Raw genomic sequence first — 25,906 nt, forward strand, 5'->3', positions numbered from 1 at the left:
CCACCGACAACAGGAACACTCAGCAATGGATGCAATCCACGCAGGTAACCACGGCATGCCTTTGCCGCGAGCGTGGCAGCAGGGCTTGGCCGATGCCCGCATCGAGCGGCAGTCGATCGGCGTGTCGCGTGCGGATGTCGCGCGGGTGCATCGTCCCGGGCAGGCCGACGCCTTCCTGAAGTCGGAAGTGATCGACGCCTTCAGTGAGCTGGGCGATGAGATCGCGCGCCTGCGCTGGCTGCAGGCACAGGGACAGCCGGCGCCAACGGTGATTGCCACCGCCGAAGAAGCGGGCCGGCGCTGGTTGCTGATGAGTGCGCTGCCCGGCCGCGACCTGGCCTCGTCGTCGGAACTTGCGCCGCAGCAGTTGGTGGAACTGCTGGCTGACGCGCTGCGCGGGCTGCATGTGTTGCCGGTGGCAGCCTGTCCGTTCGACCAGCGATTGGCCTCGCGCCTGCAGGCCGCGCAGGCAAGGGTGGAGGCGGGCCTGGTCGACGCCGATGACTTCGATGACGAGCGCCTGGGGCAGAGCGCACAGCAGGTGTTCGCCGAACTGTGCAGCACCCGGCCCGATCATGAAGATCTGGTGGTCAGCCATGGCGATGCGTGCCTGCCGAACCTGATGGCGGTCGAGGGGCGTTTCAGTGGTTTCATCGACTGTGGGCGGCTGGGCGTGGCCGACCGCTACCAGGACCTGGCGCTGGCCGCGCGCAGCCTGGTTCACAATTTCGGCGACACGTGTTGGGTCGCGCCGCTGTTCCGGCGCTATGGCGTGGTGGCTGATGAGCGCCGGCTGGCGTTCTACCGGTTGCTCGACGAGTTCTTCTGAGCCCGCGCATGGCTGGCGATGGCCGCGCAGATCAGGCCACCGACCACGCTCAGGTGTTCCAGCGCGAAGAACAGCGCCAGCTGCTGTTCCGCGCCGTGCTTGGTCCAGAAGGTATGCACGATGACGATGGTCAGCAGCATGAACACCGCCAGCGCGCCGCTGCCCAGCCATAGCAGGCGATCAAGCAGCAGGCACAGTGAGCCGCCCAGCAGCACCACGGCGCTGGCGATGTTGAACAGCGCAGGCGGTTGAAGCCCGGCCGCCTGCATTTCGGCCACGCTGTTGTCCCACGCCAGCAGCTTGGCCAGACCCGAGGACAGGAACACCACGGCCAGCAGCAGTCGGGCGAGGAACCACAGCACGCGGCTGTCGAGCAGGGTGGAGATCATCCGTGGCATGCAGCAACTCCGGGTTGAGCGTTGGGCGGGGCGGGCAGCATCGGGCCTCAACAGCGGTTGAGGTCAAGGCTGCCTGAACGAAGCCCGGTGGTGGCCGGGTTACGATCTTCAAAATGGACGAACGTTCGTTCACTATTCGTGGCATGAGCAGAATCGACCGCAATGAGCAGCGCGTGACCCTGATCCTGCAGGCGGCACTGCAGTGCTTCGTCGCAAAGGGATTCCACCAGACCAGCATGCGTGACATCGCGCAGGCGGCCGGTGTCAGCCTGGGCAATCTCTACAACCACTTCCCGGGCAAGGAAGCGATCATCCTTGCAGTGGCGGTGGCCGAGAGCGAAGAACTGGCACCGTTGCTGCAGCGACTGGCCGCGTCCGATGGCGAGCGTGCACAGGTACTGGTTTTCCTTCAGGACTTCCACGCACTGTGCCGCCAGCCGGAATGGGCGACGCTTGCCGTCGAAGTGCTGGCCGAGAGTGCACGCAATCCAGCCGTGGCCGAGGCATTTGCGGCCAATCGCAGGCAATTGCAGATGACGCTGGCCGAAGCCCTGCAGCAGGTGGCGCAGCGCGAGCGGCGGCGTCCCGTGCTGGCAGCGGCGCTACAGGCGCAGGTGCTGCTGGATGCCATCGAAAGCGATGCGCTGCGTCGGGGGCTGGGCGAAGCCGATGGCATCGATGAGGCATCGCTGGATCTTGGCCTGCTCGCGCTGCTGCTCGGGGCACGCGCATGAGCGCCGTTGACCGGCGATTGCACGGCCTTGATCTGGCGCGCTACCTGGCCTTGGCCGGCATGGTGCTGGTCAACTTCCGTCTGGCGATGGCCGTGCCCGCAGAGGGCGAGGGTTGGCTGGCAGGGTTCTTCCATCTGCTGGAAGGGAAAGCCTCGGCGACGTTCGTCACCCTGGCCGGTCTTGGCCTGGTGCTGGCCACGCAGCGGCAGGGGTGGTGGCCGGCCAGTGTGCAGACCTGGCGGCGCGCACTGTTCCTGATGGTGCTGGGCCTGCTCAACCTGACCTTGTTCCCGGCCGATATCCTTCACTACTACGCGGTGTATTTCGCGTTGGCCGTGCTGTGGCTGCGTGCCTCGCCGCAGGTATTGTTGGCCAGCATCGTGGGCCTGGCGGCCTGTTCGTTCTGGGCGTTTCTGCACTGGGACTACAGCCAGGGATGGAACTGGCAGACGCTGGAATACGCCGACCTGTGGCAATGGCCGGGCGCGGCCCGCAACCTTCTGTTCAATGGCTTCCATCCGCTGCTGCCGTGGCTGTGCTTCTTCCTGCTGGGGATGCTGCTGGCACGGCTGCAGCTGTCGCAACCGCGTGTCCAGCGCGCGCTGCTGGTGCTGGGCCTGCTGCTGATCGCGGCCGGACATGGCATGCAGCAGCTTGCGCAGGGAACGCCCTGGCAGGCGTGGCTGGGAACGCAGCCAATGCCGCCGGGGCCGGCCTACGTACTCACGGGTGCGGGTGCGGCGTGCAGTGTCATTGCCGCCTGCCTGTGGCTGACGCGTGTGCGACCGGGGGACTGGCTGGAGCCGTTCACCGCGGCCGGGCGCATGACCCTGACCCTGTACGTCGGCCATATCCTGCTGGGCATGGGCACGCTGGAAAGCCTGGGCCTGCTCGATGGCCGTGCATCGCTGGCGTCGGTGCTGCTGTGGGCACTGCTGTTCCTGATGCTGGCGACGGGCGCGGCATGGCTGTGGTCGTGGCAGTTCGCGCGCGGCCCGCTGGAGGCGGTGATGCGGCGCATCGCAGGCTAGTTCTCTGGTCGTGCCGAGGCGATGTTGTGACGGACATGTCTGTGTCGTGGCGAGCGCATCTGCGATAGTGGCGGCAGGTAACACTTTCCGCTTGCATCCATGTCATTCGCTTCGGCGCAGCATCTCGGCGAAGTCCTGCAACAATCCTATGGCATCACCCCCACCGCCGTGGTGCCACGCCCGGTGGGTGCCGACGCCAATGCCAGCGTGTATCGCGTCGATGCGCGGCACGGGCAGTGGTGGTTGAAATGCCGCACCTACCAGGTTGACCCCGCAGTGTGGGACAGCCTGCATTGGATGCGCGGCACGCTGGGCATCGATGAGATCGTCGCGCCGTGGCCGGCACTGACCGGTGGTGCGTCGGTGCAGCGTTGGGGATTGCAGTTCACCCTGTTCCCTTATGTGGAAGGCCAGTCCGGGTTCGAGGCGGCGTTGAGCCGCACGCAGTGGAAACGGCTGGGGGAGGTGCTGCGGCGCCTGCACGGCGCGCAGCTGCCAGCGGACCTGCAGCAGGCGCTGCCGATCGTACGGCTGGAAACCGCGGCGCTGGAAACCGTTGGGCAATGGCTGGCTGGCGAGGGCCTGGCGGCCGCGAAGGACGGGCTGGGCCGCGCCTTCGTTTCGGTATGGGACCGGCAGCATGCGCGCATCGCGGCGCTGCATGCGCAGGCACGGGAGCTGCTCGCGGCATTGCAGGACGTGCCGGTAGACCTCCATCTGTGCCACACCGATCTGCATGCCGGCAACCTGCTGATGGGCAATGACGGGGGCCTGCACCTGATTGACTGGGATGGCCTGTCGCTGGCACCGCGCGAGCGCGACCTGATGTTCATCGGTGCGGCTGTTGGCGGGCGCTGGGGGCGTGAGAATCCGTTGGGCTTCGAGGACGGCTACGGCAGCGACCGCGGCGACCCGCGCTGGATCGCCTGGTACCGGCACTGGCGCATTCTCCAGGACCTGATCGAGTTCCAGCAGGTGCTGTTGGGCAGCGATGGTGAGGAGCGTTCGCCGCAACTGCGCAGGCAGTCACTGCATTACCTGGGCGAGCAGTTCGCGCCGGGCAATGTGCTCGATGCGGCGGAGCGGGTGTATCGCGGGCTGTAGATCCACGCCATGCGTGGATGAACCCTGCGCGCTCAGTCAACGGTGGAAGCGCGAAGAGCAGCCGAGCGTAGGCTCGGCTCTACAGAGGAGTGCAGCGTCATCCACGTGTGGCGTGGATCTACTCGGCGGGCTTGGCCGCTGCCGAGGCCGCTGCACTTGCGGCACGCCGCGACAGTACGGCTTCGCGGTGGGCGATGTAGGCGTTCGCGGCGAGGATGATGCCGGCGCCGATGATCGTCCAGCGGTCCACCGTTTCGTTGAACAGCAGCCAGCCGCACAGCGTCACCAGCGGCAGCTGCAGGAAGCTGATCGGGGTCAGCGCCGAGACTTCGCCCAGGCGCAGCGCCCGCGTCCACAGCAGCTGGCCGACAGTGCCGAGCACGCCGGTGGCCAGCAGCCACAGCCAGGCGATGCCGGTGGGCCAGACCCAGACGAACAGGGCAGGAACCAGCGACAGCGGCACCCAGAACACGTAGGTATAGAGCACCACGGTATCGGCGCTGTCGATACGGGTCAGCTGCTTGATCTGGATCGCCACCAGCGAGCTGAGCACGGCCGCACCGACAGCGACCAGGCTGCCAGCCGTGAAGCCAGCGGTGCCCGGGCGGACGATCACCAGCACGCCGATGAATCCAACCACCACCGCGGCCCAGCGGCGCACGCGCACGGTCTCGCCCAACCACAGCACCGCCGCAATCGTGACGAACAGCGGCGTCGAGTACGACAGCGAAACCGCCTGTGCCAACGGCAGGTGGCCCAGTGCCCAGAACGCGCACAGCATCGAGCCCAGGCCGATCGCACTGCGCACGAAATAGCGCGGCAGCTGCCGGGTCTTCAGCGGCGCGTGGCCGGGGCGCAGCAGCATCGGCAGCAACGCGAGCAGGCCAAAGGCATTGCGGAAGAACGCCACTTCCTGGGTCGGCACATAGCGCGTGGCATAGCGGATCGCCACCGCCATCAGGCCGAACGCCATGGTGCTGCCGAGCATCAGCAGCGCCGCCCGCATCGGGGTGGCGCTGGGGGAGAGGGCGGGGCTGTTCACCACTGTGCGCCGAGCAGGCGGGGCTCCGGTTCGATCGGCACGCCGAACTTCTCCAGCACCGAAGCGGAGATGCGTCGCGCCAGCGCCAGCAGTTCAGCACCGGTGGCGTTGCCGTGGTTGACCAGCACCAGTGCGTGGCTCGGCGCCACGCCGGCATCGCCTTCGCGGAAGCCCTTCCAGCCGCAGGACTCGATCATCCATGCCGCCGAGACCTTGCGCTTGCCGTCCTGGTCGGACGGGAACACCGGCAGTTCGGGGAAGTGCTGCAGCAGCACGTCGACCTGTTCCAGTGGCAGCACCGGGTTCTTGAAGAAGCTGCCGGCGTTGCCCAGTACATCCGGGTCGGGCAGCTTGCGGCGGCGGATCGCGATCACCGCGTTTGCCACGTCCACCGCGCTCGGCAGTTCCACGCCCTGTGCCTGCAGTTCCTCGCGGATGCCGGCGTAGTCCATGCGCAGATCGTGCAGCAGCGGCAGCTTGAGCTCGATGGCGGTGATCAGGTAGCGATCAGGCTGTTGCTTGAACACGCTGTCGCGGTAGGCGAAGCCACACTGTTCGTTGTCCAGCCGCACCCAGGCCTGCTCCTGGCAGTCCCAGGCCTCGACGGCCTGGATGAATTCGCCGACCTGCGCGCCGTAGGCACCGATGTTCTGGATCGGCGCGGCACCGGCGGTGCCGGGAATCAGCGCCAGGTTCTCCAGGCCGGACAGGCCCTCCTGCAGCGACCACATCACCAGCCCGTGCCAGGGCACGCCGGCACCGGCGCGGATCACCGCATGGTCGGCGCGGTGTTCAAGGAAACTGATATCACGGTTGCCGAACACCAGCACGGTGCCGGGCAGGTCCTCGGCGATCAGTACGTTGCTGCCGCTGCCCAGCACCAACAGCGGGCCGTTGGCCACCTCGGGCAGCGCGAGCACTTCCGGCAGCAGTGCGGCATCGTGCAGTTCCAGCAGCTGCGCTGCGCTGGCCTGCACATGGAAGGTGTTCAGCGCCTGCAGCGGCGCATTGCGTGTGAGCGTCCAGCGCAGCGGGGCGTTGCCGTCGATGGTATCCATGGGCGCGCTCACAGTGGGGCCACCGCGCCGCGGCTCGGCGCTTCGCGGCGGCGACGGATCGCCTCCACGCATTCGGAGACCAGCGCCGGTCCACGGAAGATCAGGCCGCTGTAACACTGCACCAGTGCAGCACCGGCGGCCATCTTGGCTACCGCGTCGGCACCGGACAGGATGCCGCCGACACCGATCAGCGGCACCGATTCGGGCAGGCGCGAGCGCAGGCGGCGCAGCACCAGGGTGGACTGCTCCAGCACCGGCGCACCGGACAGGCCGCCGGCCTCGTTGGCCAGTGGATCGCCAGCCACCTTGCTGTGGTCGATGGTGGTGTTGGTGGCGATCACGCCGTCCACCTGCAGCTCGCCGAGCACGCGGGCGGCGGCATCGATGTCGCGTTCGCTGAGGTCCGGCGCCACCTTCACCAGCATCGGCACGCGGCGGCCGTGGCGGGCTGCAAGGTCTTCCTGGCGGTCACGCAGCTGGCTGACCAGCTGTCGCAGCGCGGTTTCTTCCTGCAGTTCACGCAGGCCGGCGGTGTTGGGCGAGGAGATGTTGACGGTGATGTAGTCGGCCAGCGGATAGACCTTGTTCAGGCAGGCGATGTAATCGTCCACGGCCTGTTCGTTGGGGGTGTCTTTGTTCTTGCCGATGTTGATGCCGAGCAGGCCGCGGCGGTTGCGCGCGCGCTCGACGTTGCGCACCAGCGCGTCCACGCCCGCATTGTTGAAGCCCATGCGGTTGATGATCGCGTTGTGCGCCGGCAGGCGGAACAGGCGCGGCTGCGGATTGCCGGCCTGCGGACGCGGCGTGATGGTGCCGATCTCGACGAAGCCGAAGCCCAGCGCGAACAATGCATCGATGTGCTCGCCATTCTTGTCCAGGCCGGCAGCGAGGCCTACCGGATTGGGGAAGGTCAGCCCGAACACGGTGCTCGGCATCGGCGCGATGCGTGCGGCCAGCAGCGGCGTGGTGCCGGTGCGATAGGCCAGGTCCAGTGCGGACAGGCCGAGGCCGTGGGCGCGCTCGGCGTCGAGCGAGAACAGGAAGGGGCGGGCAAGCGAATACATGCGTCGGTTCAGTCCAGCGTGCCGAGGAAGGCTCGGGTTCGATATTCAAAGGCGACCTGGCCGTCGACCGCGTGGGCGGCGAACAGGTCCTGCAGAGCGTCGATCATCGGCGCGTGGCGCGGATGACCGGATTGCGGGGCATAGGAGGAGGACAGCAGGCGCCCGCGCAGGGCGTCGAAATCCAGATGTTGCACGTTCGGCAGCTCCACCATGCCGCGCAGGCCGGGGCCGAACCAGGCCTGCATGGTGGCGTCGTCCTGGTAGCGCTCGGCCACCGCGGTGTAGTCGGTGCCGTAGTCCAGCAACAGCTGTTCGTAGCCGATCAGGAACGGGCTGGCGTCGAGCAGGCGCGAGTTCCAGTAGATCAGTGCCAGGCCACCCGGGCGCAGGATGCGCTGCCACTCGGCGCGCACCGCCACGGTATCGAACCAGTGGAAGGCCTGCGCAACGCTGACCAGGTCAACGCTGGCATCGTTCAGCCCGGTGGCCTCGGCGCGGCCATCGACTGCGCTGAACCGTGGGTACTGCGGTGCGAGCCATTCCTCGGCGGCGCCGCGCATGGCCGCATTCGGTTCAACGGCAACCACCGGATGGCCGGTGGCCAGGAACAGGCGGCTGGAGATGCCGGTGCCGGCGCCCATGTCGGCGACCACGGCCTCGTGGCTGACGCCCATCGGGCCATGCAGCCACTCCAACAGGGCGGGCGGGTAATCGGGCCGGTAGCGGACGTAGTCGCCGACGCGGCTGCTGAAGCGTTCAGTGCTGTCGGAAGTGGTCATGATGATCAGTTCGACATCGCGGCGAGCCAGGCCAGGCCGCCGAAGAACAGGATGAAGACCAGGATGGCGGCGATCACGGCGCCGACCATCACCCAGCCCAGCACCAGGCCGGTGACGGCCAGGCCATCGCCTTCCAGTTCATGCGGGCGGCGGCGGATCTCGGCGCGGGCCATGTGGCCGGTGATGATGGCCACGATGCTGGCCACGAAGGGCAGGACGGTCCAGCTGGCGATGCCCATGACCAGGCTGACCACGGCCAGGGCGCTTGTCTGTCGGGGTGCCACGCTCATCGGGGTCCTCCTTGGCAGTGTGCACATGATAGTGCCTCTGCCCGGGCAATCCCATGGGCAGTGCCCTGTAGAGCCGAGCCCATGCTCGGCTGAACTCTGGGCCGATGCGGTATGGACCGCGCTTTGCGCGCAAGCCGAGCATGGGCTCGGCTCTACAAATTCAGCCCATCAACACCTGGCCGCCGTCCACATTGAGTACGTGCCCGGTAATCCAGCGCGCCAGCGGCGAGCACAGGAACAGGGCAGCGTCGGCGATCTCGCGCGGGTGGCCGAAGCGGCCGAACGGGATCTTCGCCAGGGTGCCGTGGTACAGCGCAGGATCTTCGGTGCGGCGGCGGTCCCACAGACCGTCATCGAATTCGATCGAGCCCGGGGCGATAGCATTGACCCGGATCCGGTCCTTGGCCAGCGCCAGTGCCTGCGAGGTGGTGTAGTGCGACAGCGCGGCCTTGGCGGCAGCGTAGGGCGCGCCACCGGGACGCGGCTGCTGTGCGGCGATCGAGGACAGGTTGAGGATGCAGGCATCGCTGGATGCGCGCAGCCACGGCAGTGCCAGGCGCGAGGCCCGCACCGCCGCCATCAGGTCGATCTGCAGGCTGGCGGCCCAGCCCTCTTCGTCATCCGCCATGCCGTAGCCGGTGGCGTTGTTGACCAGCACGTCGATACCGCCGAGCGCATCGGCGGCGGACTGCAGCCAGGCTTGGATCTGGTTGGCTTCGCCCAGATCGGCAGCGAAGGCGTGCAGCCCGATGCCCTGCGCCTGCGCATCGGCACGCAGGGCATCCAGGCCGGCCTGGCCTCGCGCGCAGACTGATACCTGCGCTCCGGCGCCGGCAAATGCCAGCGCCATCTCACGGCCAATGCCCTTGCTGCCACCGGCGATGAGCACGCGGCGGCCGGTGAAATCAATCACCGGCTTGCCACCCTGTAGAGCCGAGCCATGCTCGGCTGCATTTCCTGCGGTGTTCATGGCACATCCTGCCGAGCATGGCCCGGCACTACAGAAAGCGTTACAGGTCGAACTTGATGCCCTGGGCCAGCGGCAGCGAATCCGAATAGTTGATGGTGTTGGTCTGGCGGCGCATGTAGACCTTCCACGCATCCGAACCGGACTCGCGGCCACCGCCGGTGTCCTTCTCGCCACCGAAGGCGCCGCCGATTTCCGCACCGGACGTGCCGATGTTGATGTTGGCGATGCCGCAGTCGCTGCCGGCGGCCGACAGGAACTTCTCGGCGGTCTTCAGGTTCTGGGTGAAGATCGACGAGGACAGGCCCTGCGGCACGCCGTTCTGCATGTCGATGGCTTCGTCGAGGCTGTCGTACGGCATCACGTACAGGATCGGCGCAAAGGTCTCGTGCTGGACCACGGCATCGCTGTTCTTCAGGCCCGAAACGATCGCCGGCAGTACGAAGTTGCCGGCGCGGTCGATGCGGGTGCCGCCGGTCTCGATGGTGCCGCCGGCGGCCTTGGCCTGGGCGATGGCATCGAGGAACTGCTGCACGGCGCCGTCGCTGTTCAGCGGGCCCATCAGGTTGGCGGCATCGGTCGGGTCGCCGATCTTGCCTTCAACCTGCTTGTAGGCCTTGACCAGGGTAGCCAGCACGTCGGCGTAGATCGAGCGGTGCACGATCAGGCGGCGGGTGGTGGTGCAGCGCTGGCCGGCGGTACCGACGGCGCCGAACACGATGCCCGGCACGGCCAGCTTCAGGTCGGCGGTTTCGTCCAGGATGATGGCGTTATTGCCACCCAGTTCCAGCAGGCAGCGGCCGAGGCGGCGTGCGACCTTTTCGTTGACGGTGCGGCCGACCTGGGTCGAGCCGGTGAAGCTGATCAGCGGCACGCGACGGTCATCGACCATCTTCTCCGACAGCGCGGTGCCGGCATCGTTGATCAGGAAGAAGATGTCCGGGAAACCGGCTTCGCGCAGGGCGTCGTTGCAGATCTTCAGTGAGGCGATGGCGGTCAGCGGCGTCTTGTTGGACGGCTTCCAGATGCAGACGTCGCCGCAGATGGCGGCCAGGAACGAGTTCCAGCTCCACACCGCCACCGGGAAGTTGAAGGCAGAGATGATGCCGACCAGGCCCAGCGGGTGGTACTGCTCGTACATGCGGTGGCCGGGGCGCTCGGAATGCATGGTGTAGCCGTACAGCATGCGGCTCTGGCCAACGGCGAAATCGGCGATGTCGATCATCTCCTGCACTTCGCCGTCGCCTTCCGGCTTGCTCTTGCCCATTTCCAGGGCGACCAGCGAACCCAGCGCATCCTTGTGCTTGCGCAGTGCTTCACCGCACAGGCGCACGGCTTCACCGCGGCGCGGGGCCGGCGTGGTGCGCCAGATCTTGAAGGCTTCCTGGGCGCGGGCGACGACGGTCTCGTACTCGGCCTCGGTGGTCGCGCGGACCTGTGCGATCGGCTCGCCGGTGGTCGGGTTGACCGGGGTGATCAGCTCACCACTGGTCGCGCTCGACCACTCCCCGTTGCCCAGGTACGTGCCAGCGTTGATCGCGTCCAGGCCAAGGGACTTGAGCAGCTCGGAAGACATGCAGACTCCTGTGTTTCGTTACGTTGTTTGGCGCCATCGCGGGCAGGTGGGGGACGCGATGAACAGAACCGCCGATGGTAGCAGAGGGTGGTGGTTGGGCTTTGGTGCGGTGCGGGGTGGGTTGAGCGCCAGTGAACCGACATGAAGTGCGCAATGACGTTCATTTATTGACGCTAAATGACGCATGTTGATGCAAATTGACACATTGGAAATTGTCAATATTTTCAATTGGATGGGGTGATTTCATGGCATTCGTCCGAGCCTGTGCCCAGTCGGAATTCCTATCTTTTGGCCCAGACTTCATCCACAATTCCTCCACATTTGATTGACACAACCTCGACGATTCCGTGCTGGCTGGGGAGTCCGCGCACGTGGACGCAGACAATTCCGCGTCCCGTCGAGCCGAAAATGGAGAAGTGCGTTGCTACAGGGATCAGTAGAAGACCTTTCCGCAGAGCGGGCCCGGGCTGGCCGCCGCCGCGTCGAAGCCCGGGCTGCCTTGGAGTTGGGGCTACGCCTGGGCGACATGTTGCTACTGCCAGGCATGGCAGTGCTTTCCCATATCGTGTTGTATGGAGCAGCTGCGCCGGACTCCTCCCAGCGAATCGTGTTTGGCGCGGTGATTCTCAGCGCCATCGTGTGTTTCTCCGTGGCGCCGCTGTATCGGAACTGGCGCATCCGGGGGCTGCTCGCTGACCTCTGGCTGCTGTTGCTGGCGTGGTCTGCCACCTTTGCGCTGTTTTCGCTCTACGTCGTGCTGGTTGGGCTTGCCGACGTGGTGCCCTCGACATGGCTGATTGGCTGGTACGCCTTTGGTCTGGCATCGATGGCGGCGCTGCGCGTATTGCTGAGAGTGCAGTTGCATCGCCTGCGCTCGCGCGGAATGGACCACGAGCGCATCCTGCTGGTTGGGCTAAGGGCTCCCGCTTTGAGGCTGCATCGCCTGCTGCGCGGGAAGCCAGAGCTTGGCAAGGACGTCATCGGCTACTTTGCCAGTGCGGGCGATATCGCCACCCGCCGCGGAGGGGACGCGCCGTGCAGGCTGGGGCGACTGGAAGACGTCCCGCAGTACATGGATCAGCACCGCGGCGAATTCGATCAGGTATGGGTGTCTCTGCCGATGGGGCATGCTGGCGCCATCAAGGACATGCTTAAGCAGATCGAGCGTTTTCCGGTGCCTGTGCGTCTGATTCCTGATACCACGGGCCTTGGGGCGCTGAACCCTGGTGTGCACCAGGTGGGTGATGTGCCGATGATCGGTGTACGCCAAGGCTTGGTTGATCATCGATTCCGCTTGTTCAAGCGCGTCGAGGACATCATGGTTGCAGGCGTGGCAGTAATCCTGCTGGCGCCTTTGTTCGCCGTGTTGGCCATTGGTGTGAAGCTGAGTTCTCCGGGGCCGGTGCTGTTCCGCCAGAAGCGCCATGGACTGGGCGGAAAGGAATTCTGGATGCTCAAGTTCCGCTCCATGCGCGTACATGCAGAGGGCGCCGGGCAGATCACCCAGGCGACGCGCGGTGATCCGCGAGTGACCCGGTTCGGTGCGTTCCTGCGTCGCAGCAGCCTGGATGAGCTGCCACAGTTCTTCAATGTGCTGGGCGGTAACATGTCGGTGGTTGGGCCGCGACCGCACGCGATTCAGCATAACAATCACTACGAGCGTGTGATCGAGCGCTACATGCATCGCCACTATGTGAAGCCGGGGATTACCGGCTGGGCGCAGGTCCACGGATTGCGTGGTGAGACACCGGAGTTGCGCTCGATGAAGAAGCGGGTCCAGTACGACATTGATTACATCCGGCGCTGGAGTCCGACGCTGGACGTACGGATCATTTTGATGACGGCCTTCAAAGTGCTGGGCCAGAAATCGGCATACTAGGCGAGGCTGCTGCCGGCATGTGGCGGCACGCTCGGATGGAAGTGCCCGGTCTGTAGGGGCGGCCAGGTGTTGCGTGCCATGTATTGAAGAATTGATGGAAGCCGTTGTCCGTGTTCAAGAATATTCTGGTTGTGTGTGTCGGCAACATCTGCCGTAGTCCGTCGGCGGAAGTGATGCTGCGTGAGGCTGTGAGCGGCAGGGGCATCACGGTGTCCTCGGCCGGGCTGGGGGCCCTGGTCAATCATGGTGTGGATGCCACCGCGCAGGCGCTGTTGACCGAGCATGGCCTGGATGGCAGCAGCCATCGTGCGCGGCAGATCGACCGCGGCATCCTGGCAGCTTCGGATCTGGTGCTGGTGATGGAGCGCAAGCATGTCCATCGCATCATCGAAATCGCGCCGGAGGCGTCGGGCAAGACCTTCCTGCTGGGAAAGTGGCAGTCCGATCGCGAGATTCCCGATCCCTATCGCCAGCAGCGTGCTGCATTCGAGCACGTCTACACGCTGATGGATGAGGGGGTGAAGAGCTGGGTGCGTTACCTTTGATTGCACAAGCTCTTTGAAGTTGCGCTGCAGACGAATGGCCGGGAGCCGTCAGGCTCCCGGCTTTTGTCATTCCCCGACGTTACGCAGATTGTCGTAGAAGAAGCGCTCGTCGCGATCACCAGTCATGCCGTACAGGCCGTACTTGCGGCCGAGCATGGCGCCACCATCGCGGATCAGCGGGTTCCAATTGAAGGCCGCACGGCCACGCGTGGAGCGTGGCAGGAATCCATCGAGCGGAATGCTGAAGTAGATGCCCTTGTCGAAGCTGCCCTCACCGAAGTCGCGCGCCGAGACATTGGTCTTGGTCGCATACGCGCCCATTGTCACGCCGTTGTCGAATACGCGGGCCAGGTCCAGAGTGGCGCCCTTGTCGCCGGCCAGATACTGGCCGACCGATAGCGAGCCGATGATGCGTTCACGGGCGTCGAAGGCGTAATAGAACGTGGCGTGGCCGGTGGTGACGCGGTAGTCACGAAGGCCCCAGTGCTGGTCATAGTCGCGCTGTTGCACCCGGTTGAGATTTGCGCCAATCGCCCAGCGCTCGCCGCTTGGGCGATACAGCAGTTCGCCGCCGACGCCAGCATACATCCACTCCAGGTAGCCTGCGTAGGCGATGCCATACAGGTCCGGTGCCAGCCGCCCGGCGATGTTGGCCTGCAGGTTGGGCAGCATGATGTCGGAGGTGGTCAGGTACTGGCGGATGTCGGTACGTACACGCGGCAGGCGGCTTGGGGCGTTGTACTTGAACTTGTGGTAGTTGTTGGTGACATCGGCACTGATGGTGCCGGTCAGCCAGATGTTGTCGCGCAGGAACAGGCTGCCCGTATAGTTGGCTGCGACCTGGTAGAGAATGAAGCCATCGGGGCCACCAAGGTTCTGCCGGTAGCCGATGTTGAAGCCGCCGCCGAACGGGTTGCGCTTGGGTGTGTAAAGCGTTTCGCGCGCGCGCGCGTCAGGCGCCTGCAGTTCCGTGCTCCGTCGCAGTACGTCTTCGCTGACGGTGCCATCCAGGTATCCCGCGAACGCTTCGCGGTTGATCGACAGATCGGCGATCGGCATGCCCACGCGGGTGGTACGCAGGGTGAACCAGTTGTAGTCATCGCCGGTCGCGTTGGCAAGAATGCGCGTGGCGCGTCCCAGGCCCTTGGCGGCATGCAGGTAGCGGGTCTGGTAACCGTCGACATACAGTTCGTCGCCGCGGCGCGAAATGCGTTCGACACGGAAGCCGGCATTGCGCTGCAGCTCGGTGCTGATCGCTGCCCAATCGGTGCTGGTGCCAGGTGCGGCACCAGAAGCGTCGCTGTTGGCAACTGATGCGCGCTGATCGACGGCGGCCGTCTCGGGCAGCAGTCGCTGCGGTGGCGGGTCGAACGGCTTCGGTGCAGCAGGCGCATTGCCCGGGTTGCCACGCAGGGTGAGCGAGAACATCGCCGCGTCGCCGCGCTCCCAGGCTGCAGTCAGCTCTACATTGCGGTTTGGCACATAGACCAGGCCCACGTTGACGGGCGTGCGCTGGCGCAGGTTGTTGTTGCGGGGTTCGCGGCGGTAGTCGTTGCCGTCGTATTCGACTTTGAGCAGCAGCTCATCCATCGGCGTCTGGTAGGTGATGCCGCCAAAAACGCCAACTGGCCCCTTGAACATGTTGCTCAGGCCGAACTTGCCGGACTGGGTGATGTCACTGTTGGCAATGGAGCGGCGGTCCTTGAAGCGATCATCGATAGCGCCGAGTGGATTGGAGAAGTCGCCGCGGTTGCCAATGTAGCCGGTGGCAAGTCCGATCGACGCATCGATCGGACCGAAATTCTTGTTGGCAACCAGGTATTCGCTGGAAAAGAATCCAGTGCCACCCAGATCGCGCACACCAAAGGCCAGCTCCGGCAGCAGGCGTGATTCCTGCCATAGGCGCAGTTTGAAGTCGATCGACTTGTCCTTGTAATGCTGATCGCCTGCAACGCTGGGCCCGTACAGTAAGTTATTGACATTGATGTAGCGGAATGACGCCTCCAGCCATGGGAATGGCTGCATGGTCAGGTTATAGCGGGCGTACGGAGCGTTGTATGACGCCGTAAAGCTCAGGTCTCCGTCGCTTGCCATGCGCGCGGTAGGCGTCTGCAACAGGCCGATCCCGCCCCATTCGTTGGCGGTGGGTGGCGGCGCCTCCTGTGCATGCAGCGCGCAGGACAGCGACAAGGCGAGCGCGCTCAGTGCGAAACGGGCGGGGCGCACCGGGTGCGCGCGCAGGCAGGGCTGGGTCATCACGGATTGATGGGCTGGGTGGCGATGAACGTGGCGAAATCGCTGTTGAACAGCGGGTCGATATGCTTGATGAGGGACGCACGTACGGGCACGAAGACCGTACCTCCAGGCGCGACAGCCTGGGGATCTGCGCGGTTCCACAGGCCGATACCCAACTGCTGGATTCGCCCGTCGGGTTGAATCACGTAAATATCGTTGCGGTCGGCAAGAGGACTGGGATGACAGTCACGCAGATAGTCGCGTGCATCGCGCTGCGGGACGTGCGGCAGCTCGCATTCCTGCTCCACTGCGCCCATGACGGTGATCGTGCGTGGCTGCAGTGGGAACCGCAGCCTATCGCCTGTGGCTAGTACCGGGTTGTTCGCGGGCTGGACCTGGATCAGTCGGGCGGGGCCGGTGATGGGTGTCCGGCCGGTGGCCGGATGTGTCTCCAGCCAGGTCTGCAATGCCTGCGCGAGCGTGACCACCTGTGCGTCGGCAGACTCTGCCAGCTGCCCGGCGCCATACTGCAGCCCTGCGCGCAGCCGCACTTGGGCCTTCAGGGCGTGTGGCCGTTCGAGGCTTGTCCCCAGGAGGTAGGCGTCGGTGTTTGGGCGGGCTAGCAGTAGCCCGTCGGCCAGACGGGCGCCAGCGCTCAGCTCGTACTCCCCGGCTGCTTCTGCGGCACCTTCAATATGTATCTGCGCGGCCTGGACGCCAGTGGCAGCAAACAGCGCGGCAAGGATTGCCGGGTTGGGAAATCTGAACGTCATGGCTCAATCCTTGGCCGTGCGATAGGGTTTGAGCTGGGTCAGTTCTGCGACGCGGCCGGGTGCCAGATGCTGTCGGCTTTTCCAGATGAAGCCCGTGACCGGATCTGCCCAGTAGACATTGCGGCCACTCATTCCGCCGCCCTGTAGCCGCTCGTCGAACCGCTGCAGGGTTCGACGCGAACCCAGTATGTCTACCTGCTCCAGTGCGCCCCTGCTCAGTGTGCCGGTCACGGCGACGTCGACCTGGTAGGCGGGAACCCAGTCATAGCGGCGTTGCACCGTAACGGGCGCGGTCACTGTACGCAGGTCGTCGAACGGCGAAGGGCCATCGATACGCGCACGCCATTGCTGCCCCTGGCCGCTGCCACCCAGCAGCAGGCCGTGAGCGTCCATTTCGAACACCGCATGTGAGCCTGCGAACCACTGCTGGCGGCCTCCATCGATGTAGCCCAACACCGCCACTGCGGTGAGGTCAGGAGTTTCTACCTGCATCTGTGGGAAGCGGTTGTTGGCCACGCCTTCTGCGGTCGCCTGTGCCGGGCGATGGGTGATCAGCCGGAAGGTGTCCACTGTGGAACGGCTGCCGGTGGTGCACCCGGTGAGCAGCAGGGCGGCGACGATGACCATCAACACCGCGCCGTGGGCCCGATGTGCTGGGCAGTGGCAAGCCGCATCCATGCGAGCCATGTCAGTTGTCCTTGATTTCGGTTCCGGTACGCGCCGCGTTGTACAGGATATTGGTGAAGGGCAGCAGCTGATTTACGAAGCGGTTCCAACGGCTGACGCCGGCTGCGCCGACAAATACCACGTCGCCCGGCTGCAGATGGAACTGGCTGCCGGCAGCAAATGCGGTCGGCGAGCGCGCCTCCAGCTGATAGACCATCGACGGCTCCTGCTGCAGGTCCGTGCTGCCGCGGATGACATACACGGCGTTGCCGTTTGCGGTCTGTTGAAGCAGGCCGCGAGCACGGCCCAGTGCCTGGTTCAGCGAGACGTCGCCCGTACGGAAGCTGTAGGCGCCAGGCTGATTGACTTCGCCCACCACGAAGATCTCTTTGCGATCCAGATAAGGGACGAAGATGGAGTCGCCATCCTTGAGGAGCAATTGGCGGCCGCCAAACTCGCGGGCCAGGGTTTCCAGATTGATCGTGTAAGTGGTGCCTTCCCGGCTGAGCTGGATGCCGGACAAGTCGGCCTGCTGGTTGTCCAGTCCGGACTGGCTGATCGCATCCGCCAGCGTCAGCGGCGAGGTGCCCAGAGCAATCGGTGAGGATCGCTGGGCAGCGCCTGTCACCCAGACCCGCTGGCTGCCATAGGTGAGGACGGATACGTCCACTTGGGGCGATTCCACGTACTTGGCCAGGCGGGTGCTGATCTCCTCGCGGAGCTGCATCGGCGTCTTGCCTGAAGCTGTGACCTTGCCGATGTATGGGTAGAACATCGTGCCGTCACTCTGCACAAGGCGCCCTGCCAGAGCACCTTGCTGCTGGGGACCGGCCGGCACGGTCAGTTCCGGGTGATCCCACACGGTGACATAGAGAATGTCGCCGGCGCCGACCGTGTACGGTGCCGGCTGGTAATCGAACAATGCAGCCGGCAGTGAATTCTGCGTACGCGCGGCGTTTTCCTGCGCGATCAGCTTCGGCGTGATGGTGACGATTTCCAGCTGACCATCGCCGCTCTTGCGGTCAACGGCGACGTCGCTGCGGCGCAGGTGCTGTCCCGGCGCAAGCGCACAGCTGGACAGTGCCAGTGCGGTCAACGCAGCGGCAAGAAGGCGAGGGGTGATGTTATTCATGGGAATGAGAGTCTGGCAGGCATAAAAAACCCCCGCCGGGCCGCGCCCGGCGAGGGCCTGAGTGGTACGCGGTGCGCTGATCAGCCGCCGGTGCCGCCGGTGCCGCCCGTACCACCGGTGCCGCCCGTACCGCCGGTGCCACCCGTGCCTGGGCCGCCCGGACCCGGGCCGCCCGGATCGGTGCCGCTGCCGCCGTCATTGCTGCCGCTGGTGCTGTCGCCGCCGATGCTGTAAGCAACAGCCGCCGCCGCGACTGCAATCACGGTGGTGCCGACCACGGCAGCCGACGAGATGCCTGCAGCTTCTGCGCCTGCGACTTCAGTCGCGGTAGCCCCAGAGCCAGCCGTAGCCTGCGCTTCCTGCGCGAAACTCATCATCGGGGAGGCGGACAGGGCCGCCAGTGCCACAACTGCGATCGTCTTCTTGAACATGGGAGGCCTGCTCCGTCAGGGAAAATTCCTTTCACATGTTCTGCGGATGAACCCCTGCTGTCAAGATTTATGATTACTGTGCCCAATGATGGCCTTTGACAGGTGACGAATGGCCACGTAGATCCTGGCGTTCGAACGCTTGCGCGCGACCGGACAGTGTCTTCGCCGCGGCCTTCACGAGGTCATGGGTGTGCAGGTCTGCGAGCAATATCGGTGTGGTCATTGCGGCGGCAATGGCCAGCAACGCGGCGCGGCCATGCACGGCCAGGATATAGCCCAGCGTCTGCCCGTCACGCAGCACCCAGGCCGACGCAGCCACGCCGAGGCTGATTCCTATGATGATCTCGGATGGAGAGTGGGCTCGCAATGGCAGTCGAGAGCAGCCGATCGCAAGTGCTAGCCCTGCGCCCGCGACGGCCCAGGCCCGAAGGTGGCGACTGCGGCCGCTGGCCAGCAGCCAGAAGGCTACGGGATAGAGCGTGCTGGACATGGCGGCGTGCCCGGAGATGCCGGTGAAATTCAGATACTCCAAGCCGAAACCCCAGCCCATGAAGGCGATCTTGCTCGCCAGCGTGGTCGCGGCGACTACAATGATTGCCGTTGCCCAGCGCCACAGCAGGTGGCGGTGAGAGGTTGGCAGGAACAAGGCGAGTACAGTGGCAAGCGGAAACAAGGCGCGGCTGTCGCCGAGCGCAGACAGGCTCTCCCAGAAGGTCATCATGCGGCGACGGTATAAGTGCAGCGGGTGGATGTGCACAGAATACTGGTGCTGGACGTCCTGCAGAACGCCCCGCGCTTGGTCCATTCAGCCAGACGAGGTATCCTTTCCCGCTGCCAATGGCCCCGTAGCTCAGCTGGATAGAGCGTCCCCCTCCTAAGGGGAAGGTCGCCCGTTCGAATCGGGCCGGGGTCACCATAAATCAATGGATTGCGACATTTGGCGAGCTTGCAGGGTGTCTTGAAGCGGCAGTTGCTCCCACAGGTGCGGAATGCGGGCTCTGCGCGGAAGTTCGCTGCGCGGGTGGTGTGGGCCTCCACCCATTTCAGGCGGCCCGCAGCTTGCACTGTGGTCATTCATCCCGACTTTTGTCGCGGAGGGCGAGGAATGCGGCAATTGTGCTTGCAGCGACGCCGAGCAAGAAGCCGAGGACTATGCCGTCGAACCAACTCAAGCTCGCCACGTTGCCCCCATGCAAAGACTGATGCGCGAACAGCGTTCTGCTGCTTGTGTTGTACTGCGAAGGGGCAAAGGTATGGTCCCGGGCTTTCGCGAGCCTTTCAGAGAACAATTCGCATCTTGGTGTCGCGAATCCCAGGTGATCTGCAGCAAAAGATCTTTGCGGCTGTTCCGGGGCGCGTTCACCGCGCGGCTGACGCGGTAGGCCTCCATCACGTAGCCGGAATGGCACTGCGGCCAGGTGGCTGCCGTGTGCTGCTTCGCCCAGGTCACTACCTCCTACAAGAAGCTGGTCCGCATGACCGACCAAAAAGCAAGGTCCCCGCGCGAACGAGCGCCTGCTTGGCGTTGAGGTTTTCCAAGAACCAAGCTGTGCTACTTCACGATAGTAATTGGCACATATGCCGGTGAGTGAGCCTTAACCTAATTCAAGGCCGAAGTGGCTTCGACGAATCCGCCGGGAGCGCGTGAGCAGCGACGCGTCGGCGCCCAGTCCGAACGATTCAGGCAGATCGTTGCTGCGTTCGCAGGATCTGCAACCGCCGGTCGTATCCTTCCGGCCTTGCTTCCTAGGCACAACAACCAATCCTTCTGCACCGCTCCCGTTCCCTCTGGCGGGGGGGGGGGGGGGGCAGTTGGGCGACATCTGGGTGTTGCGGTGAATCGAAAAGGCTTCGACCTTCGCGACATTCAAGAGCTGGGGCTACTCCGAGCGGACACCACATAGGGTGACGGCCTCGATGTAGCGAGCCTGCCGACGCTTCAGGAACTTGCTGTAGAACTTGATCTCGCTCCCGCCTCCAGTCTGGGGGGTGATCTCAACAAACTCCGCCGGGACCCCGCCATTGGAGGTCGATACGGAGTAGCCATCTGTACGGGGCTCAATCACGTACTGCCACCGCGATCCTCCGATGCTCACCTCTCCCCAGGCATCGCGGACACAAGTAGCGGCAGCCAAGGGCTCCTGACTGGACGAGAAAGCTGCTGCAGGTCCAGTACTTCGCATGCCGCCAACGGATGTGCAGGCAGCCAGCAGCAGAAGTGTGATCCCGGCTGTTGCCATCCCGAGATGTTGAGTCATTCCGTGCATGCGGCAGCTCCATTGGAAGTGCGGAACTGTGACGCAATCATGAGAAGGCTACAACAGTGTAGTCGTGAGGTCGGTCTGCTGCCGGCAGTGATCTCGCCCAAGGCAAGGGAGCCGATAGGGTCGTGGGTGAGGGCGGAGCAGTAGTAGATGCAGCCCAGTGCTTGGGCGGAATGGCCCCAAGCCGGTCCTATTCACTTCATAAGCCATTGATTGAACGCGCAGAGAAATCCCCGCCCTAAGGGGAGGGGCGCCCGTTCGAATCGGGCTGGGCTACCGGACTCAGGGCGTTGGAACAGGTTCCGTCTGGTGGCGCCGGTTCGGCGCATCCCCGCCGCACAGAGACTCGACGCACTGCAAGAGGCCGCGATCGCGGCTGCCTGATGCCGCACATGTTGGCCATGAGATGAGATCAGGGCGCTTCTCGCAAGCGCGCTGCATCTGCTGAAAACAGCGTACATTGAGCGAACATCCGTTCTCGTCGCATGGAGGAACGGATATGCGGAATCGGATGCTGATGATCTTGTTGATGGGCAGTCTCGCTGGCTGTTCTCCCAGCGAGGAGGAGCTTGAAAAAGAGAAGACTGAGGCAATCAGAGCCGCAGTTGAGGCGGGTGTTCGCAAGGCATTGAAGGATCCTGATTCGGCAAGGATCACGGTCCGCCAAGTATTCGCACTCTATGACGGTACGGTCGCTTGCGGAACTGTGAATGCAAAGAACAGCTTCGGCGGCTATACGGGCGAGATGAAATTCGACATCGGCATCAACCCTGATGGAAGCCCCGCCGCGCCAACCATTGCGAATGATGAGATGAGCAATGCGGTGTTCGCAGCCATGTGCGATTTCCAGAAGGAATATGCTGCGCGCCCGGGAAATGCCGGGAAACCCTCAACGCCAGACCAGAGGAAGCAGCTCATCACTGCGTATGAAAAGCGGGTGCGAGAGGTAGTTCAAGAAGTGGCCTCCAAAAGGTAGAACGCACGCGTTTGGATCAGCTGCCAACCCGCCGTGAGGCGGGTTATCTGTTCTTCCGGAGGATGCCGGTCGGCGGTTGGAATCGGACCGAGGTTCCCGCCACCGCATGCCACGCACTTATCCGGCTTCTACAACAACCCCAGCCCACCCAGCACCGCCGCCACCTCCTCGCGCTCGCCGCCCCGCAGCCCCTGCAACGGCAGTGGCAGGCAGTCCTCGCCGCACAACCCCAGCAGCGCCGCCGCGCAGGCCATGACGCGAATCCCGCCAAACCGGTCATACAACGACCACAGCGGCGCCAGTCGTGCAGAGAGGGCCATGGCACCTTCGGCATCGCTGTTACCCACGGCCCGCACGATCTGCAGCGCAACCTCGGGGAACAGTCCGGCAGTTATCGAATACCAGCCGTCGCACCCCGCCAGCAGTCCACGTACGGCCGACGCGTCACCACTGACGCCCAGCGTCACATGCGCGGGAACGCACGCGCGGAATGCAGCAACGCGCGCGGCCGCCTCAGCCGGATCATCTGCGAGGCGCGGGATCTTGATCGAAGCGATGTTGGGCAATGCGGCGATGCGGCCATGCAACGCATCGGTGAAGCGGAAATGCGTGGTGCCCGGATTGTCGTAGACGCAGATCGGCGTGCGCACCGCTGCGCATACGGTTTCGAACAGCGCTTGCACCTCATGATCCTTCAGGGGTTGGTAAGACACGGGGGCGAGCAGCAGGCCTGCAGCACCTGCATCCTCCGCATCCAGCGCCAGTGCCAGCACATCGCGGGTGCGCAGTGCACCGATTCCGGCGATCACCGGTACGCCCCCGGCATGCGCGAGTGCTTCGCGCAGCACCCGCTTGCGCTCGGGCTTTTCAAGATAGGCGTAGCTACCCGTAGAGCCCAGGACGCCCATTGAATCAACACCGGAATCAGCCAGGCGCTCGATCAGTTGCGCAAATGCCCGAAAGTCGATGCCGGCTTCAGAGAGCGGAGTCAGGGGAAACGCGCTGAGGCCATTGAACATGGGATCTCCCGGAACTGGAATGGGCTGGGTGCCGCCGCGCCTGGGGCGTGGCGGCTGGACGCGTGGAATTGTTTATTGTCCTATGACAAAACTCAAGTGCCGTCGTGCAGCGTGTTTGCCCGGTGCAAATGGCGCACCATGAATGTCATGGAACCCAGCCTTCGCCCCGTCCAGCCTTCGAACTACGCCACCGTCGCCAGCTGGCCCGAATCCTCCGGGGCCACCCAGCGCTGGGCGGGCCCGGGTGTGCCGTTTCCACTACCACCGGAGTGGTTCGCGCAGGTGCTTGAGCTCGAGGTGCGCCCGGGCTGGGTGCTGCTGGACGAGCAGGGTGTTTGTGTTGGATTCGGCCAGTACTGGATGACCGGCACCGGCACCGCGCACCTGGGCCGCATCATTGTTTCCCCACTGGCACGCGGGCGCGGCCTTGGCCGGCTGCTCGTTCAGTCCTTGAGTGCACAGGCGCTGCGCGAAAGCGGTATCCAACGCCTCACTCTGCGCGTCTATCGTGACAACACGGCCGCCGTGGCCCTGTACCGCGATCTCGGTTTCCAGCAGGTTGAAGCGCCCTCAACGCCGGAACTTCTGTTCATGCAGCGCACGTCGGGCTGAATCCTGTTCAAGCCGGTGTGGCGGCCTGCAGGGCACACCATTGCTCCCGGGTGATGCGGCTGATGTGCTCGGTACGGTAGTCGCCAAGGAAGCTGTTGAACTTGTTCACTTCGGTATGGTGATGCTGGAAACCGCATTTGCTCTGCGCGGTGAGCGATTGCAGGTTATCAGCGAAGTAACCGCACCACAGCGCTTCCAGCTCCAGCTGCAGGAATGCATGCCGCATCACTTCGCGCACCGCTTCGGGGACCAGCCCGCGGCCCCAGTACGGTACGCCGATCCAGTAGGCGATCTCGCCTTCGCGGTCGCTGATCTCGAAGTTGCTGTCAGCGCCGATCAGGATGCCGACACAGCCGATGGCGCGGCCGTCTTCGCGGTTCTGCAGAGCGTAGACCTCCGGTTGGTTGAAGACGGTGCGGATGATTTCGGTACTTTCCTCGACACTGGTGTGCACCGGCCAACCGGCGATCGGACCCACGCGCGGGTCGCGGGCGTACTCGTACAGATCGGCGGCGTCGGTGTCTCGCCAGGGGCGAAGAATCAAGCGTTCGGTGTACAGCTGCATGGCAATTCCAGAAGAAGAAAGGACGTTCAGACTAGGCCCCGGAGCATCGCGGGCACAGGGCTGGACCTTGATGATTTCGGCACTTTTCACAACAGGGCACGAAGGCTCGCTATGCTGTGTCCCGGAATACAGCCGGATCGGCCCATGGACCGCGTACCGCAGCTTCTGGACCAGGACGAATCCATGCGACTTGAGGTCAGTACGCTGGCCGAAGGGCAGGGCGTCCCGTTGTCGTTCGGTCACGCCTATCTGGCGGTACTGGTATGCGTCTCGGGGCGCGCGCGCTTTGCACTGAATTTTCGTGAAGTAGCGGTGCAGCGTCATGATGTGCTGGTGCTGGCAGAGGACACGCTGGCGCTGCTGCGGCATCGCTCGCGCGGCTTCCTGGCGATGGTCTGCCTGATGCCCAAAGCGCTGGCATCGGAGGTGGCCTATGTGTTGCCCAATGCGCTGTTCCAGTTCCTGCACGAACAGCCGCACTGCCGGCCATCACCGTTGGATGTGCCGTTGCTGCAGGGATGGTTGCAGCTGATGATGGACGCGCAGCACAACGGTGGACGGCATCGCCACGTGATGCTGCGCAATCTGCTGCAGAGTTTCTTCCTGAAGATGGCCACGTTGCTGCCGAAGCAGAAGCGGGCGCCCGCGCAGGTCAGCCGACGCGAGCGCCTGGCCTGGAGCTTCTGGGAGCTGGTCGGGCAGCGCAGCACGCGCCAACGTGACGTGCAGTCCTACGCCGAGGCGCTGTGCATCACCCCGTTCTATCTTTCGCAGCTGACCCGCGAGTGCTTCGACGAGACGCCGAAGGCGTTGATCGACCGTCAGGTGGTGCTGGAGATCAAGGCACTGCTCACCTACAGCGAATTGCCGATCGGTCGCATCGCCGAGCGCCTGTGTTTCGAGGATGCGTCCTACCTGTGTCGCTACTTCCGGCGGCATACCGGTCAATCGCTGACTGGCTACCGCCGGGCGGGGCAGGGTGGCACTAATGTGATACGAACAGCGGCGCCGGTACTTCGGCGAGCAGATCCTCGGTGACTCCGCCGAGCACGCGCTCGACCACCCGGCTGCGGCTGTAAGGGCCCAGCACCAGCAGGTCTGCGTCGGCATCGAGTACGTGCTGGCGGATGGCTGCGGCAACGCCGCCCTGGCTCGAGCTGATCGTCTGGATCTCCACTTCAACGCCATGCCGCGATAGATGCTGGGCCATCTCTGTGCCGGGTGTGGCCTCGGCCTTGGGCGTGTCGACCATCAGCAGGTGCACCGCTTGTGCACGTGCGAGCAGGGGCAGCGCATCGGCCACCGCGCGACGTGCCTGCTTGCTGGCATTCCAGGCCACCACAATGCGATGGCCTACCTGATCGCCTTGCCAATGCGGCGGCACCAACAGCATCGGCACGCCGGTCTGGCGCAGCGTGCCCAGCGGGTGCCAGCCAGAAGGGGCGCCGGGCGTGCGCGGATAGCCGGCGATGATCAGGTCGCAGTACAGCGACTGCAGGGCCAGGTCGGCGCCGCCCAGATAGTCCGAGACGATGCGCAGTTCGGTGCTGATCTGCAGCGGCTCGGACACGGCACGCAGGTTCTGCATCAGCTGTGCGGTGCAGGCGGCATCCGCGCGCGCCTCATGGTCGAGTGCGGCGGCGATGCCGGCGCCGCGCGCGAAGCCGTTGGCGATGTCGGTGGGATGCTGGGCGGTGGAGACTGCGACCAGATGCGCCTGCTGCGCCTGCGCCAGATGGGCGGCGATGTTGAGAACGCGGTTCCCGGTGTCGCTGGCGTCGAACAGTACAGCGATATCGCGTAGTGGATGCAGCATGGCGTTGTCTCCTTCGATGCCTGTGACGCGTTCCCTGTCGCGCACCGACCCGGGCGCACCGGACGCACACCCGTTTTAGCGCATTGGTGATTCGGATGAATCATCCGTGATTCAGTTTATT

Annotated in this window: 26 protein-coding genes and 1 tRNA gene; 10 read left to right on the forward strand and 17 right to left on the reverse strand. The window is 64.7% G+C overall.

Features of this window, described 5'->3' with window-relative positions:
• Positions 1-34: 34 nt before the first annotated feature.
• Positions 35-829, forward strand: coding sequence for an APH(3')-II family aminoglycoside O-phosphotransferase (locus tag ACW5IY_RS09765; RefSeq protein ID WP_425602565.1), 795 nt, complete (start codon positions 35-37; stop codon positions 827-829).
• Here ACW5IY_RS09765 and ACW5IY_RS09770 read toward each other — a convergent pair.
• Entirely contained in the window at positions 802-1,227 is a 426-nt protein-coding gene (locus tag ACW5IY_RS09770; protein WP_049436298.1) for a DoxX family protein, read from the reverse strand. The genes ACW5IY_RS09765 and ACW5IY_RS09770 overlap by 28 nt on opposite strands.
• 143 nt (positions 1,228-1,370) lie before the next feature.
• On the opposite strand from ACW5IY_RS09770, the gene ACW5IY_RS09775 reads away from it, so the two are divergent.
• The 3 genes from ACW5IY_RS09775 (at position 1,371) to ACW5IY_RS09785 (ending at position 4,096) form a co-directional block, all read left to right on the forward strand.
• Positions 1,371-1,961, forward strand: a complete 591-nt coding sequence (locus ACW5IY_RS09775) for a TetR/AcrR family transcriptional regulator (protein ID WP_049436297.1) — start codon at positions 1,371-1,373, stop codon at positions 1,959-1,961.
• Positions 1,958-2,992, forward strand: coding sequence for a DUF418 domain-containing protein (locus ACW5IY_RS09780; RefSeq protein WP_049436296.1), 1,035 nt, complete (start codon positions 1,958-1,960; stop codon positions 2,990-2,992). The genes ACW5IY_RS09775 and ACW5IY_RS09780 overlap by 4 nt, the downstream gene beginning before the upstream one ends.
• Positions 2,993-3,091: 99 nt before the next feature.
• A complete protein-coding gene (locus ACW5IY_RS09785) occupies positions 3,092-4,096 on the forward strand; it encodes an aminoglycoside phosphotransferase family protein (protein WP_049436295.1) in 1,005 nt (334 codons plus the stop codon).
• Between the two features lie 118 nt (positions 4,097-4,214).
• On the opposite strand, the gene ACW5IY_RS09790 is transcribed toward ACW5IY_RS09785, so the two are convergent.
• The 7 genes from ACW5IY_RS09790 to amaB all read right to left on the reverse strand — a co-directional run bounded on the left by ACW5IY_RS09790 (position 4,215) and on the right by amaB (position 10,872).
• Complete coding sequence (locus ACW5IY_RS09790; protein WP_049436294.1) at positions 4,215-5,102, reverse strand: DMT family transporter; 888 nt, start codon at positions 5,100-5,102, stop codon at positions 4,215-4,217.
• A 32-nt stretch (positions 5,103-5,134) separates the two neighbouring features.
• Positions 5,135-6,196, reverse strand: a complete 1,062-nt coding sequence (gene murB / locus ACW5IY_RS09795; RefSeq protein ID WP_049436341.1) for a UDP-N-acetylmuramate dehydrogenase — start codon at positions 6,194-6,196, stop codon at positions 5,135-5,137.
• 8 nt (positions 6,197-6,204) lie between these two features.
• Complete coding sequence (locus ACW5IY_RS09800) at positions 6,205-7,260, reverse strand: quinone-dependent dihydroorotate dehydrogenase (RefSeq protein WP_049436293.1); 1,056 nt, start codon at positions 7,258-7,260, stop codon at positions 6,205-6,207.
• A gap of 8 nt (positions 7,261-7,268) precedes the next feature.
• Entirely contained in the window at positions 7,269-8,039 is a 771-nt protein-coding gene (locus tag ACW5IY_RS09805) for a class I SAM-dependent methyltransferase (RefSeq protein ID WP_049436292.1), read from the reverse strand.
• Between the two features lie 5 nt (positions 8,040-8,044).
• A complete protein-coding gene (locus tag ACW5IY_RS09810; protein ID WP_010484694.1) occupies positions 8,045-8,329 on the reverse strand; it encodes a DUF4190 domain-containing protein in 285 nt (94 codons plus the stop codon).
• A 160-nt stretch (positions 8,330-8,489) separates the two neighbouring features.
• Positions 8,490-9,299, reverse strand: coding sequence for an SDR family NAD(P)-dependent oxidoreductase (locus ACW5IY_RS09815; RefSeq protein ID WP_197638406.1), 810 nt, complete (start codon positions 9,297-9,299; stop codon positions 8,490-8,492).
• 40 nt (positions 9,300-9,339) lie between these two features.
• Complete coding sequence (gene amaB / locus ACW5IY_RS09820) at positions 9,340-10,872, reverse strand: L-piperidine-6-carboxylate dehydrogenase (RefSeq protein ID WP_049436290.1); 1,533 nt, start codon at positions 10,870-10,872, stop codon at positions 9,340-9,342.
• Between the two features lie 544 nt (positions 10,873-11,416).
• On the opposite strand from amaB, the gene ACW5IY_RS09825 reads away from it, so the two are divergent.
• Together ACW5IY_RS09825 and ACW5IY_RS09830 are read left to right on the forward strand one after the other, a co-directional pair.
• Positions 11,417-12,751: an undecaprenyl-phosphate glucose phosphotransferase gene (locus ACW5IY_RS09825; protein ID WP_457327172.1), complete on the forward strand. Its 1,335-nt coding sequence runs from the start codon at positions 11,417-11,419 to the stop codon at positions 12,749-12,751.
• Between the two features lie 110 nt (positions 12,752-12,861).
• The gene (locus tag ACW5IY_RS09830) at positions 12,862-13,296 is read left to right on the forward strand and encodes a low molecular weight protein-tyrosine-phosphatase (protein ID WP_029550852.1); all 435 of its coding nucleotides are present in this window, start codon (positions 12,862-12,864) and stop codon (positions 13,294-13,296) included.
• Between the two features lie 66 nt (positions 13,297-13,362).
• On the opposite strand, the gene ACW5IY_RS09835 is transcribed toward ACW5IY_RS09830, so the two are convergent.
• The 6 genes from ACW5IY_RS09835 to ACW5IY_RS09860 all read right to left on the reverse strand — a co-directional run bounded on the left by ACW5IY_RS09835 (position 13,363) and on the right by ACW5IY_RS09860 (position 19,254).
• Positions 13,363-15,552, reverse strand: a complete 2,190-nt coding sequence (locus ACW5IY_RS09835; protein WP_049436288.1) for a YjbH domain-containing protein — start codon at positions 15,550-15,552, stop codon at positions 13,363-13,365.
• Positions 15,552-16,304 carry a capsule biosynthesis GfcC family protein gene (locus ACW5IY_RS09840; protein ID WP_049436287.1) on the reverse strand — a complete coding sequence of 251 codons (753 nt, stop codon included), beginning with the start codon at positions 16,302-16,304 and terminating at the stop codon, positions 15,552-15,554. The genes ACW5IY_RS09835 and ACW5IY_RS09840 overlap by 1 nt, the downstream gene beginning before the upstream one ends.
• Before the next feature lie 3 nt (positions 16,305-16,307).
• Positions 16,308-16,931, reverse strand: coding sequence for a YjbF family lipoprotein (locus ACW5IY_RS09845; protein WP_049436286.1), 624 nt, complete (start codon positions 16,929-16,931; stop codon positions 16,308-16,310).
• 61 nt (positions 16,932-16,992) lie between these two features.
• A complete protein-coding gene (locus ACW5IY_RS09850) occupies positions 16,993-18,066 on the reverse strand; it encodes a polysaccharide biosynthesis/export family protein (RefSeq protein ID WP_019338478.1) in 1,074 nt (357 codons plus the stop codon).
• Positions 18,067-18,182: 116 nt separating this feature from the next.
• Positions 18,183-18,533 carry a hypothetical protein gene (locus ACW5IY_RS09855; RefSeq protein WP_049436284.1) on the reverse strand — a complete coding sequence of 117 codons (351 nt, stop codon included), beginning with the start codon at positions 18,531-18,533 and terminating at the stop codon, positions 18,183-18,185.
• A gap of 73 nt (positions 18,534-18,606) precedes the next feature.
• Entirely contained in the window at positions 18,607-19,254 is a 648-nt protein-coding gene (locus tag ACW5IY_RS09860) for a phosphatase PAP2 family protein (protein ID WP_049436340.1), read from the reverse strand.
• 118 nt (positions 19,255-19,372) lie between these two features.
• Between ACW5IY_RS09860 and ACW5IY_RS09865 the strand changes: the two genes are divergently transcribed.
• Positions 19,373-19,449: transfer RNA gene (locus ACW5IY_RS09865), tRNA-Arg, on the forward strand.
• Between the two features lie 1,859 nt (positions 19,450-21,308).
• Positions 21,309-21,773 (forward strand): hypothetical protein, encoded by a 465-nt coding sequence (locus ACW5IY_RS09870; RefSeq protein ID WP_152906243.1) that lies wholly within the window; start codon positions 21,309-21,311, stop codon positions 21,771-21,773.
• 128 nt (positions 21,774-21,901) lie between these two features.
• Here ACW5IY_RS09870 and ACW5IY_RS09875 read toward each other — a convergent pair whose 3' ends face one another.
• The gene (locus ACW5IY_RS09875) at positions 21,902-22,792 is read right to left on the reverse strand and encodes a dihydrodipicolinate synthase family protein (protein WP_049436279.1); all 891 of its coding nucleotides are present in this window, start codon (positions 22,790-22,792) and stop codon (positions 21,902-21,904) included.
• A 147-nt stretch (positions 22,793-22,939) separates the two neighbouring features.
• Between ACW5IY_RS09875 and ACW5IY_RS09880 the strand changes: the two genes are divergently transcribed.
• Positions 22,940-23,404 carry a GNAT family N-acetyltransferase gene (locus ACW5IY_RS09880; protein WP_049436278.1) on the forward strand — a complete coding sequence of 155 codons (465 nt, stop codon included), beginning with the start codon at positions 22,940-22,942 and terminating at the stop codon, positions 23,402-23,404.
• 7 nt (positions 23,405-23,411) lie between these two features.
• Here the strand turns inward: ACW5IY_RS09880 and ACW5IY_RS09885 are convergent, their stop codons facing one another.
• On the reverse strand, positions 23,412-23,969 hold the full coding sequence (locus ACW5IY_RS09885) for a GNAT family N-acetyltransferase (protein ID WP_049436276.1): 558 nt from the start codon (positions 23,967-23,969) through the stop codon (positions 23,412-23,414).
• A gap of 144 nt (positions 23,970-24,113) precedes the next feature.
• Between ACW5IY_RS09885 and ACW5IY_RS09890 the strand changes: the two genes are divergently transcribed.
• Positions 24,114-25,007 carry a helix-turn-helix domain-containing protein gene (locus ACW5IY_RS09890; RefSeq protein WP_049436275.1) on the forward strand — a complete coding sequence of 298 codons (894 nt, stop codon included), beginning with the start codon at positions 24,114-24,116 and terminating at the stop codon, positions 25,005-25,007.
• On the opposite strand, the gene ACW5IY_RS09895 is transcribed toward ACW5IY_RS09890, so the two are convergent.
• Positions 24,955-25,785 (reverse strand): universal stress protein, encoded by an 831-nt coding sequence (locus ACW5IY_RS09895; RefSeq protein ID WP_019338486.1) that lies wholly within the window; start codon positions 25,783-25,785, stop codon positions 24,955-24,957. The genes ACW5IY_RS09890 and ACW5IY_RS09895 overlap by 53 nt on opposite strands.
• Positions 25,786-25,906 lie beyond the last annotated feature (121 nt).

Source organism: Stenotrophomonas sp. C-A, assembly GCF_054030835.1.

Coding starts and splice junctions, on each gene's coding strand:
- ACW5IY_RS09815 (WP_197638406.1), bottom strand. CDS start 9,299: ATGAACACCGCAGGAAATGCAGCCGAGCATGGCTCGGCTCTACAGGGT.
- ACW5IY_RS09780 (WP_049436296.1), top strand. CDS start 1,958: ATGAGCGCCGTTGACCGGCGATTGCACGGCCTTGATCTGGCGCGCTAC.
- ACW5IY_RS09875 (WP_049436279.1), bottom strand. CDS start 22,792: ATGTTCAATGGCCTCAGCGCGTTTCCCCTGACTCCGCTCTCTGAAGCC.
- ACW5IY_RS09870 (WP_152906243.1), top strand. CDS start 21,309: ATGCTGATGATCTTGTTGATGGGCAGTCTCGCTGGCTGTTCTCCCAGC.
- ACW5IY_RS09800 (WP_049436293.1), bottom strand. CDS start 7,260: ATGTATTCGCTTGCCCGCCCCTTCCTGTTCTCGCTCGACGCCGAGCGC.
- ACW5IY_RS09885 (WP_049436276.1), bottom strand. CDS start 23,969: ATGCAGCTGTACACCGAACGCTTGATTCTTCGCCCCTGGCGAGACACC.
- ACW5IY_RS09895 (WP_019338486.1), bottom strand. CDS start 25,785: ATGCTGCATCCACTACGCGATATCGCTGTACTGTTCGACGCCAGCGAC.
- ACW5IY_RS09845 (WP_049436286.1), bottom strand. CDS start 16,931: ATGGTCATCGTCGCCGCCCTGCTGCTCACCGGGTGCACCACCGGCAGC.
- ACW5IY_RS09805 (WP_049436292.1), bottom strand. CDS start 8,039: ATGACCACTTCCGACAGCACTGAACGCTTCAGCAGCCGCGTCGGCGAC.
- ACW5IY_RS09855 (WP_049436284.1), bottom strand. CDS start 18,533: ATGTTCAAGAAGACGATCGCAGTTGTGGCACTGGCGGCCCTGTCCGCC.
- amaB (WP_049436290.1), bottom strand. CDS start 10,872: ATGTCTTCCGAGCTGCTCAAGTCCCTTGGCCTGGACGCGATCAACGCT.
- murB (WP_049436341.1), bottom strand. CDS start 6,196: ATGGATACCATCGACGGCAACGCCCCGCTGCGCTGGACGCTCACACGC.
- ACW5IY_RS09890 (WP_049436275.1), top strand. CDS start 24,114: ATGGACCGCGTACCGCAGCTTCTGGACCAGGACGAATCCATGCGACTT.
- ACW5IY_RS09790 (WP_049436294.1), bottom strand. CDS start 5,102: ATGCGGGCGGCGCTGCTGATGCTCGGCAGCACCATGGCGTTCGGCCTG.
- ACW5IY_RS09835 (WP_049436288.1), bottom strand. CDS start 15,552: ATGACCCAGCCCTGCCTGCGCGCGCACCCGGTGCGCCCCGCCCGTTTC.
- ACW5IY_RS09840 (WP_049436287.1), bottom strand. CDS start 16,304: ATGACGTTCAGATTTCCCAACCCGGCAATCCTTGCCGCGCTGTTTGCT.
- ACW5IY_RS09880 (WP_049436278.1), top strand. CDS start 22,940: ATGGAACCCAGCCTTCGCCCCGTCCAGCCTTCGAACTACGCCACCGTC.
- ACW5IY_RS09860 (WP_049436340.1), bottom strand. CDS start 19,254: ATGATGACCTTCTGGGAGAGCCTGTCTGCGCTCGGCGACAGCCGCGCC.
- ACW5IY_RS09785 (WP_049436295.1), top strand. CDS start 3,092: ATGTCATTCGCTTCGGCGCAGCATCTCGGCGAAGTCCTGCAACAATCC.
- ACW5IY_RS09825 (WP_457327172.1), top strand. CDS start 11,417: ATGGCAGTGCTTTCCCATATCGTGTTGTATGGAGCAGCTGCGCCGGAC.
- ACW5IY_RS09810 (WP_010484694.1), bottom strand. CDS start 8,329: ATGAGCGTGGCACCCCGACAGACAAGCGCCCTGGCCGTGGTCAGCCTG.
- ACW5IY_RS09770 (WP_049436298.1), bottom strand. CDS start 1,227: ATGCCACGGATGATCTCCACCCTGCTCGACAGCCGCGTGCTGTGGTTC.
- ACW5IY_RS09775 (WP_049436297.1), top strand. CDS start 1,371: ATGAGCAGAATCGACCGCAATGAGCAGCGCGTGACCCTGATCCTGCAG.